Origin of the sequence: Paenibacillus sp. AR247 (genome assembly GCF_002968895.1) — a bacterium.
In the GTDB taxonomy this organism is placed as follows: domain Bacteria; phylum Bacillota; class Bacilli; order Paenibacillales; family Paenibacillaceae; genus Paenibacillus_AQ; species Paenibacillus_AQ favisporus.
The window spans coordinates 114,251-123,660 of record NZ_PCZT01000025.1; the positions used below are offsets into that span (position 1 = coordinate 114,251).

Consider the following 9,410-nt stretch of genomic DNA (forward strand, 5'->3'; position numbering starts at 1 on the left):
GTATCGGGCAGCAGGACGACGATCCGTTTATTGTGATACTCCGGTCTTTTGGCCAATTGAATGGCCGCGTAGACGGCAGCTCCGGACGAGATGCCTACCAGTAATCCTTCCCATCTGGACAGCGAACGGGCCGTTTCCAGCGCGTCTTCGTCCTTGACCTGGATGATCTCATCTACGATGGATGGGTTGAAGTTATCCGGTATGAAGCCCGCTCCGATGCCTTGAATCTGGTGTGCACCCTTCTTCCCTCCAGACAGAACCGCCGAGGTAAAAGGCTCCACCGCCACGATTCGCACGGACGGATTTCTTTCCTTCAGCACTTCGCCAACGCCAGTGATCGTGCCGCCTGTCCCGACGCCGCTGACGAAAATATCCACGTCCCCGCCGGTATCTCTCCAAATCTCTTCCGCTGTCGTCATCCGGTGAATCGCTGGATTGGCCGGGTTGTTAAATTGCTGCGGAATAAAAGAGTTCGGGGTGGATGCCGCGATTTCTTCGGCTTTGCGGATGGCCCCGCTCATCCCTTCATTCGCCGGTGTCAGCACCAGCTCGGCTCCAAGCGCAAGCAGCAGCTTGCGGCGCTCCAGGCTAAAGCTCTCCGGCAGGGTAATAATCAGCTTGTAACCCAGAGCCGCTGCCGCAAAAGCCAGGCCTACCCCGGTATTTCCGCTCGTCGGCTCGATGATCACCGAGTCCTTGTTCAGCACTCCGCGCTCCTCGGCATCCTTGATCATGGCATAACCGATGCGGTCCTTTACGCTGCCTGCCGGGTTAAAATACTCCAGTTTCGCAATGAGGGTCGCCTGAAGCTCGTGCTTCTCCATCACATGGCCCAGCTCCAGCAGCGGCGTATTTCCTATAAGTTCAGTCAAGTTCTTGGCGATTGTCATTTCCGTTAACACTCCTGATTATAAAATCCAACTTCCTCCGTTGGTCATTACTTCAAGTTATCATTTCCGGAAAATAAAAACAATCCATGCGACCCGTGAAGCACCTAAGACAGGCCGCTTACCCGCGCTGCCCTGGTCATACCTCTACAATACCGGCGGCTTGGTAAGGGTAGTCGATCTGCTTTTTCACGAGCTGCGCCGCTTCTGCTCCTGCGAATCGTTCAATGACGTATACGCCCAGATCAATGGAGGTGGCCACCCCGCCGGCCGTGATGAAATGGCCATCTTTTACAATCCGGGCCTGAACCACCTCTTCGCAGTAAGGTTGCAGCAAGTCGTAGACGTTGGGATGGGTCGTCGCTTTCCGTCCTTTTAAAAACCCCGCAGCTCCCCACAGCAGCGAACCCGTGCATACAGACACTTTGAATTCCGCCGATTCAGCCGTCTGAATCCAGTCGATAAAATCCGCATCCTCCCGCAGCTTTCTCGTTCCCATTCCCCCAGGGATGAACACCAGGTCATACCTGGATAAATCCGGCCGGATTACATTCACGCTGACCCGCATCCCCAGTTCATCCGTCACTTCCTCCGTTAAACCGCAAATGTCCCATGTCGCATCTTTCGTTGGCTCAAACTGCCGCAAGCGGTAGATGACATCATAAAAGCCGACAAAATCCAGAAACGTAACGCCATCGAACAAGACCAGCGCAATTTTCAAACCGAATCATCCCCTCAGAAAGGGCAGCCTAGGATTACAACTATCTGAAACGAACCCCGGGCTCTTCTATATTTTTGAACTGCTCAACGCCGTATGGGAGGCAGCATATTCTTCTTTCAGCAAGCCGTAGATCTCCAAATCGACAACGCCTTTACCCGACCAGACAGTCGCCTGCCTTAACGTGCCTTCCAGCATAAAACCGTTCTTCTGCAGCACGCGCTTGGAAGCACCGTTCGCCGGCATCACTTCGGCCTGCAACCGATTGACACCCGCCTGTTCGAATAAATAGCCGGTCAGCAGCTGTACCGCTTTCGTGGCGATGCCCTGCCCCCAATAATTTTCATTTAAAAAGTAGCCGATGGAGATCATATTCACTTTGGAGTTGATATCATACACTTCGGCAATACCGGCCAGCTTTCGGGAGGAGTCCGGGATAAAGATGCCCCACTTCACTCTCGTTTTTTTGACATAGTCGCGTTCGAAATGCCCGATCATCTTTTTCACCGTATCTTTATTGTGCTTGGGGATGATTCCGCAGTAGTCAAACACGCGGTCGTTGGAATAAATTTCGTATAGGTCATTTAGATGGGCCGGTTCGATTTTGCAAAGCTCAATGCTGTCGTTATGTAAGGTAGGAAAGGTGTCGAATAGCGTGTCTGTATTCAAATTCGTGGGCCTCCTTGTGGGGGGTAACTAAAGTTGAAATGATGATCGTGGACTGTCGAAAAAATGATAGATTGCAGTAGGGTCCTTCTCACCGGAACGTCGCCCCTTTTCAGTCGAAGTTAGGTGCTGCCAGTTCAGCAACCTGGCGAATTACGTCACCGGCATCATCACCGTTCCGGATCACAAAGAAATGGTCCGCTTCCTCCGCCGTAGGCTCTATGACGCCGCTGTCCGGAGACTCCGCCTGCTGTCGATCCAAAACTGCTTTAAAGGAAGAAGCTTTGCTGAAGATGGAAGTGCTGCGCTGGCTGTGAGCTACCCGTTCTTGAAGGACCGCATTCGGAAGGTCAAAATAAACGACAACCGTCGTAAACCCGTGGTTTCGGTAATACTCGACTAATGGCGATGGCGGTTGGAGTTGCACAGGATGAGATGATAGGAGGTCTGGTTTACCGCATAATCCACAATGGTCTGAGTCACGGCGTATTTGATCCGATTAGGTCCTTGTTTTGGCAGCAAAGCCCGGTAGTGGGTATTGATAAAGTCCGCATGGTTGTCCTGATCAATGACCAGGGAGTTCGGCAGTTGTCCTTCCAAGGCTTGGGCAAATGTCGTTTTTCCGCTGTGGGTTACCCCAACGGTCAGAACGACGAGCCTGCTCATGACGGCTGCTCCTTCGGCTGGTAGGCGCCCAGCTCATTTCCGAACGGATCGACGAATTTGATGACCCAACCGAATCCGTGATCTTCGTACTGCCTGATATGTACTTCGTTGTCCTGCAGGGTCTCGTGCAGGCGTTCGATCTGCCGGGTGATAAACATGAATGACGGCATCGGAAATTCATCTTCCGCCAGCCAAAATGTTCGCTCATTCTTTGTGCTGCGGTGCAGCATCAGAACTGGACCGGAGTTAAATTTTAACCAAGCCGCGTGATCGTACACCGTCATCACTTCAAGACCCAGCACTTTGTTATACCACTCAACCGCTTGCGGAATATCCTGCACCGGCAATTGCACGTGATCGACGTTCTCTACGAGATGGTTCAAAATACTTCCTCCCTTCATTATTCACGGATCAACCATGTTTTGGCTTAATAATATTTCAATAATTCCTTGTCGATCTCATCAATATAACCGATGTCTTGTTGACCATCCCAGAATACAATTCTGCTCGCTTCATTATTGATGACAAAAGGCCTCTCCTGGTCAATATCCGCGCAAAATAATCCACCGTATTCAATCCCGCCGTCCTTTAACCGGAACTTCATCATTCCTCTAAACGCAACACGATTCGAGGTTTGATTGGTCTCCTCAACCATCTCGCGTATAGCGCATTCCCGAAGGGATTCGCCAGGCTCCAATATTCCGCCGGGTAATTCCCAGTGATTTTTCCATGTATTATGGAGCAGCAAAAATCCGTCCTTATTCCTGGCAACGACCAAGGCGTGAGTTATCGGAAAATCCAGGCTCATTTGAGCTGCTTCCTCTTCGGATACGGGCAGAAATTCGTCAAACACATCCCCATTTTGATTGATACAAATTGGCATCCTAATCCTCCTTTTTATGAGATATAACGAAATTACCACTGGAATCCATACTCATTAGCTACTACAGTCTCCATCCGCTTAAAAAATCTCCCCAAGCTTGATCTCATCATAAGAATGTACCGTGATATCCGCTTGGTCCAGGTTCTGGTTCCCCGAGTTCGGATTCAGATATCCAATACACATCATGCCAGCCTTCTTGGCAGCGATCACCCCATTTCTTGAATCTTCAAGGACGACGCAATTCTGCGGGTCCACTCCGAGCTGTTTTGCTGTCTCGAGGTAAATGTCAGGTGCGGGTTTTCCTTTTGGAACCTCTTCACCGCTGACCACGGTCTTGAAAAAATGGCTCAGCCCGAATTTTCCAAGAACACCTTCAATAAAAATCCTCGGAGAAGACGAAGCGACCGCCATCGGAATATTCCGCTGCTTAAGTTGAGCAATCAGCTCCCGAATGCCTTCTATAGGCTCTATTTCGAGATTATTGAGAATATTCATTTTCAAATTCAGTTGATACTCAATCATTTCCTGAATCGTATGCACCAAGTTGTGCTCCTGCCTGAAAATGCCCAGCATCTCGGGATTCGTCATCCCGACAAACCGCTCCAGCTCCTGTTCTGTCGTTTTCACACCAAAGTAATCCAATGTCTTAATATCCACGTCAAAATGAATCGGTTCGCTGTCAATAATGACGCCATCCATATCGAAAATAAATGCGCTGTTCATGAAGTTCCTCCCTTTCGCCCAACCTGCAGTTATATTGCTTTACTTTACTGTAACAACCCAAACTTATGCTTCAAATAATACATGATCCCAGCCCGGTCCACATCGGAAAACTGTCTTGGTTCCTCTTTCATCATCCTCTGGATTTCATCGACCGGTCTCCAACCGGCATCTGCCGTTTCGTCGCCATTTCGAAGCAAGGTCCCTTCCGCTCTGCATAAAAAGTACATGCCAATGGAATCAACCGGACCTTTGATGGTCTGGTATACACAATAGGGTTCGACGCACTCCACCTCAAACCCTGGGTTGATCCCGCGCGTATCGATCCTTTTCTCGCTGCCCTCTACTTCGACGATGGTTAATCCTGTCTCTTCTCGCACTTCGCGCCTTAATCCATCCAGGATCGGTTCAAAGAGCTCCAGTCTCCCTCCCGGCAATTCCAACGATTTTTCGCCCGGCTTGTTACGGGTCTGAAGAATGATCTCCGGTTGGTTGCGATGAACACGCTCAATGATGGCCCTCGCGTTAACAAAAAACATAACGCTCTCCTCCTATTCACTCGATTTACCCACTAGAAACAGATCACATCCGCATCCTTTAATAGGAATATTGACCGGTGCCTGAGTCGTTATTTCTTTAAGGGTATAACGTTGAAAAAGTCTCTGTAGTTGGTTAGGTAAAAATCGGCGCCTGGGGTTTCGTTTTGAAACAAGCAGGTTTTAATCCTAAAGCCTTACCAGGCAATATATCGATCTCCCGATCGCCGATAATGAAATCGATTCGGTTTCTACTTTCCTGCTGTCCGTAGAATGTTCTCTAAATCGGGGAAGGGTGGCGTTTGTTCCGGTTGCAGGCTCTCTTCTCTTCTAAAAATTTCTTTGATTTGAAGCTCCGTTAGATTGAAGTACTTAACTGCGTGAGTAAACGAGATTTTCAGGTGCTGCAGGATTTCTTCTGTGGGTCTTTGCTGTTCCAACACCTCATAAAAAATGTCCGTATAGGCCGGGTATGTATTAAATAAGGTACCATCAAAGTCCCATAATATGTTCAATACTTCCTCCTCCCTTCACTAGAATTAGAGATCCTCTCCCGACTCATGCACTTCTCTGCTCCCGCCTCCAAAATACCATTGATGCCTCTCTATGAATTCTAAAAATTCGTCTATAAAAATATCGTTATCCTCATCATCTCGAATTTCGACGATTCCCTCAATTTTGATGAAATAAATTGCATCATCTTTGATACATATTTTTTTTGTGTTATTATATATGTAATAAAGACCAAGTGCTGGTAACACTTGGTCCATACAATTGGCTTGGATGGGACTCCCCTTCTTAGTCAGTATAAAGGAAAAAAACCCACCCTTTTGCTTCCAACCTTTGGGTGGGTTTTTACTTTTTCTTGTTGTTATTATTGATGTATGTTAAAAGAGCAAGAATGAACGTCCCAAATAGGAACATGATCGTTAATGCGTCTTTTACTTCCATGGCTTCACCTCCTTTCGAAGGGAAACCATGCCCACCCAAGATTCAATTGTAGTTATATTTTACCTTTTATTACATATACGCACAAGCGTTCCCGTCACTTTCTCCAGGATTGTTAATCCTTAAGAATCTTATGAAGATTCCCCAAACAGCTGCTCCTTGAGCCTCTCTCTTACCTCCACATCCGCCTGATCTAACATCTGCTTCAGCCGCACAGCATGCCAAGAAATATACCAAGGATCCATCCTGGAGCCTTTGTCAAAAAAATCTGGAGGATAATCAGATGACTCTAAATCCCTCTCCTCTACCGGCCCAAAATACTCAAATACATACGGTAAGCCCTCTTTTTCTATTAAATCGTCAACGACTTGTTCAATTCGCTCCCGGTTAATGGTGTCAACGATAATAACCGGTGTGGATGCACACCAATAGGCTCCATCGAGGCATGCTCTGCTCGTTAAATAATCTCTTCTCATGGATTCGATGCATGGGATTGTATAGAAATTCGATATCCAACGTGTTGCATCGGGAAAAGTAACCACTACATCCACATGAGCCTGTTCCGGATCGTGAATCCAGTTCTCTGCGTCAATCCGGATATGTCTTTTCTTCACAATCATCCTGCCCTCCTCCAATTCCTATGACTCGATTGTCTCTCACTACTCCACCGCAACAATCACACTCGTCACGAGCAATAACAGAGAGACGGGCGCCCAGATCCTTCTTTCCCATTTACTTCGAGTAATCAGGTTCAGCACGGTTGAAATCGTTGAAAAAGCAACCACAAACCAGATCGCTTTGTTGGCAAACCAATCCCACGACGGAACGAATAAGCCCGACCTGCTCAGCACGATCGACGCGATGGCGAGAAGAACGATAGCCTGGACAATCGCCCCCACTCGCATACCCGGCGGGTATTTTCCTGGGAACTTTCCACCCATCGCATAACTTCCCCATGGCATTCCTAGTGCCAAAGCCAGTTGAAAAAGCACCACAATTAAAGTCAAAATAGTGAATACCATCGCCGATATGGATACCAACACTGTCATCCCACTCCCTCTCAACTGAAGTCTACTGGGTGAAAATCCGCTTCTTCCTCTGACGGTGTGAGCCATGTCATCGAGAGTATTCTTTTCCGGTCTGTGCTGCCCTTAGACCTCGAACCAAAAACGGTTCAAGACATTTCCGTCTTCCTCAATAAAGTCTTGGTCTTGAATCCCGCCATTGTTGAGGATCGTTTTCTTAGAGCCTATATTATAGGCATCGCAGACCACCAACACTTTATGTATTCCAAGCTCCTTGGCTTCTTGAAGGGTTAAGGAGAGCAATTCGGTGGCATAGCCTTTTTGCCTTTCCGAAGGACGGATCCCATATCCGATATGTCCGCTGCTTTCCAATAATTTTTCATTAAGCTCATGTCGTATATTTACGGCTCCTACGATCCGATTCGTCTCCGTCACCAGCCACAACGTGGAGTTCCTTACATATCCATCCGGCAGGTCCTTGCCTTGTTCATTGTCCTCTAAAACCGGATCATCCCTGCAAAATCCGCAGGATCCTTCGAAACTACCCAAGGCACAATCGGTTCGTTGCTTTCCTTCCAGTCCAGATAAAAAGAGAGGTACTCCTCTTGCAGTTCTGCCGTAGGTTTGATTAATCGTACATTCATCTCGGTTGCTCTCCTCATTCACATTTGTTTTATCATCTGACCGTCCGTGCCGCTCCATTCTTAATAGACTATACCCAGAATGTCCTCGATCTTCTTGATGTAATAAGTGCAATTTTCATGGAGCAGCTCTCCGTCGCTTCCATATCCATACTCGGCTCCAATAGAGTCAATCCCGTTGTTTTTGGCCCCGATCATATCGTGCTTTCGGTCGCCGATCATAACCACTTCGCTTTTAACAAGGTTTCTGTTCTGGAGGATGTATGTAATGATTTCGGTTTTGTCGGACAGCGTCCCATCCAGATGACTGCCAACGACCCATTCAAAGTAATGGTCTACTTCAAAATATTTCAGGATCTCATCCGCAAACACTTTCGGTTTAGAGGTGGCGACATACAGCGTAAATCCGTCGTCCTGCAGCTGCTTCAGCACGCTCTGCATCCCGGGATACAGCTCATTTTCAAACATTCCGCGCTCCCTAAAATACTCCCTATAATATTCAACGCCTTGCAGCGCCTGGTCTTCTGAAAAAGAATAGATTTCCATAAACGAGTTTTTCAAAGGGGGACCGATAAACGGCTCCAGCTTATCTAAGTCATCCTCTTGGATCCCGAATTTGTTCAGTGCATATTGTACCGACTTGGTAATCCCTATCTTAGGGTCCGTAATCGTGCCGTCCAGATCAAATAAAAGATGTTTGTATCTCATGAGCTAATCTCGACCTGCTTTCTAATTGCTGGTTTTGCAATGGTGTATTCTTCATCTGAACTATGAACGATTTTCATAAGACCACCCTTATTTGATTTCCACAGAAGTAATGGCTTACAGAATATTTTCCAGTATCTTCGCAACTCCATCGTTATCATTCGTATCCGTGACCTCTTTTGCCAACGCCTTTAGTTCTTCCACTGCATTTCCCATTGCCACGGGCCAACCACAAACTTTAAATAATCCAAGATCATTTCGATCGTCACCGAAGACGATCACATTTTCCAGAGGGACATTCAAGCTTTTGCATAGTAGATCTACAGCCTTTTCCTTTGAGGCCATTTTAGATGTAATCTGAACAAGTTCTCCATGATCTGTAACGATCACATTCAATTGGGCTGCAAGCTTCTCATTAAATGAGCTGGTATCCATCTTGCCGTAAAAAAGAATTTTTGTTGCATCCAGTTTTTTTAGTTCTTCCAACGATTTCGCGGTGGGATTTTCCTGAACCTTCATACAGGCTGTATAATCATACTCCTCAAGGCTCAGCCATTCATCCATGACTTCAAGACTTATTTTCAAATCGATGTCGCAGCTTAACCCATATTCCAAAACCTCAGCGGTAATTCGAGCTTCAATAGGTTCATGATGATGAATTCCTGTTTGTTCGCATTTAATATAGGCTCCGTTGTAAAAAATAGTTGAACCCATCCTCAGTAGTTCTTCTGGTAATAACCATCTCACAGCTCTTGGTGGCCGTGCGGTCGCAAAGATGATTTTCATTCCTTTCTCGCAACAATCCTGAATAGCCTTATAGTTCCGGTCAGTAATTTGTTTATCGGAGTTGAGGAGAGTTCCGTCTAAATCCAAAACAACTGCTGCAAAATTCATTGAAAATCTCCCTTCAATAAAATACAAATGAACACATGGGTTGCCTGATGCCGATCCCATTATCTCGAACTTCCATTAAAGCTGTATCCAGTACTTGCAAATCCCTTTATTAATCCCCTCA

At 47.0% G+C, this 9,410-nt stretch carries 13 protein-coding genes and 2 pseudogenes; all 15 read right to left on the reverse strand.

The window, feature by feature from the left end:
• Positions 1-890, reverse strand: an 890-nt coding sequence (cysK, locus tag CPT76_RS33245; protein WP_105446063.1) for a cysteine synthase A, incomplete at its 3' end; no start/stop codon positions are given.
• Positions 891-1,026: 136 nt separating this feature from the next.
• Positions 1,027-1,608 (reverse strand): DJ-1/PfpI family protein, encoded by a 582-nt coding sequence (locus CPT76_RS33250; protein ID WP_105445941.1) that lies wholly within the window; start codon positions 1,606-1,608, stop codon positions 1,027-1,029.
• Between the two features lie 66 nt (positions 1,609-1,674).
• Positions 1,675-2,274, reverse strand: a complete 600-nt coding sequence (locus tag CPT76_RS33255) for a GNAT family N-acetyltransferase (RefSeq protein WP_105445942.1) — start codon at positions 2,272-2,274, stop codon at positions 1,675-1,677.
• 109 nt (positions 2,275-2,383) lie between these two features.
• A pseudogene (locus CPT76_RS42370) lies at positions 2,384-2,937 on the reverse strand (ATP-binding protein).
• Complete coding sequence (locus CPT76_RS33265) at positions 2,934-3,320, reverse strand: VOC family protein (protein WP_181153217.1); 387 nt, start codon at positions 3,318-3,320, stop codon at positions 2,934-2,936. The pseudogene CPT76_RS42370 and the gene CPT76_RS33265 overlap by 4 nt, the downstream one beginning before the upstream one ends.
• 44 nt (positions 3,321-3,364) lie before the next feature.
• Positions 3,365-3,745 (reverse strand): NUDIX domain-containing protein, encoded by a 381-nt coding sequence (locus CPT76_RS33270; protein ID WP_181153218.1) that lies wholly within the window; start codon positions 3,743-3,745, stop codon positions 3,365-3,367.
• A gap of 153 nt (positions 3,746-3,898) precedes the next feature.
• Positions 3,899-4,543, reverse strand: a complete 645-nt coding sequence (locus CPT76_RS33275) for an HAD family hydrolase (RefSeq protein ID WP_105445945.1) — start codon at positions 4,541-4,543, stop codon at positions 3,899-3,901.
• 44 nt (positions 4,544-4,587) lie between these two features.
• Positions 4,588-5,079: an NUDIX domain-containing protein gene (locus tag CPT76_RS33280; protein WP_105445946.1), complete on the reverse strand. Its 492-nt coding sequence runs from the start codon at positions 5,077-5,079 to the stop codon at positions 4,588-4,590.
• A 248-nt stretch (positions 5,080-5,327) separates the two neighbouring features.
• The gene (locus CPT76_RS41745; protein ID WP_308737717.1) at positions 5,328-5,591 is read right to left on the reverse strand and encodes an HAD hydrolase-like protein; all 264 of its coding nucleotides are present in this window, start codon (positions 5,589-5,591) and stop codon (positions 5,328-5,330) included.
• 340 nt (positions 5,592-5,931) lie between these two features.
• Complete coding sequence (comI, locus tag CPT76_RS38535) at positions 5,932-6,027, reverse strand: competence inhibitor ComI (RefSeq protein ID WP_019419116.1); 96 nt, start codon at positions 6,025-6,027, stop codon at positions 5,932-5,934.
• A gap of 128 nt (positions 6,028-6,155) precedes the next feature.
• Complete coding sequence (locus CPT76_RS33295) at positions 6,156-6,644, reverse strand: hypothetical protein (protein ID WP_105445948.1); 489 nt, start codon at positions 6,642-6,644, stop codon at positions 6,156-6,158.
• A 39-nt stretch (positions 6,645-6,683) separates the two neighbouring features.
• The gene (locus CPT76_RS33300) at positions 6,684-7,073 is read right to left on the reverse strand and encodes a hypothetical protein (RefSeq protein ID WP_234490014.1); all 390 of its coding nucleotides are present in this window, start codon (positions 7,071-7,073) and stop codon (positions 6,684-6,686) included.
• A 102-nt stretch (positions 7,074-7,175) separates the two neighbouring features.
• Positions 7,176-7,693: pseudogene (locus tag CPT76_RS33305) on the reverse strand (GNAT family N-acetyltransferase).
• A 60-nt stretch (positions 7,694-7,753) separates the two neighbouring features.
• The gene (locus tag CPT76_RS33310; protein WP_105445949.1) at positions 7,754-8,398 is read right to left on the reverse strand and encodes an HAD family hydrolase; all 645 of its coding nucleotides are present in this window, start codon (positions 8,396-8,398) and stop codon (positions 7,754-7,756) included.
• A gap of 114 nt (positions 8,399-8,512) precedes the next feature.
• The gene (locus CPT76_RS33315; RefSeq protein ID WP_181153219.1) at positions 8,513-9,289 is read right to left on the reverse strand and encodes a Cof-type HAD-IIB family hydrolase; all 777 of its coding nucleotides are present in this window, start codon (positions 9,287-9,289) and stop codon (positions 8,513-8,515) included.
• Between the last annotated feature and the right edge of the window lie 121 nt (positions 9,290-9,410).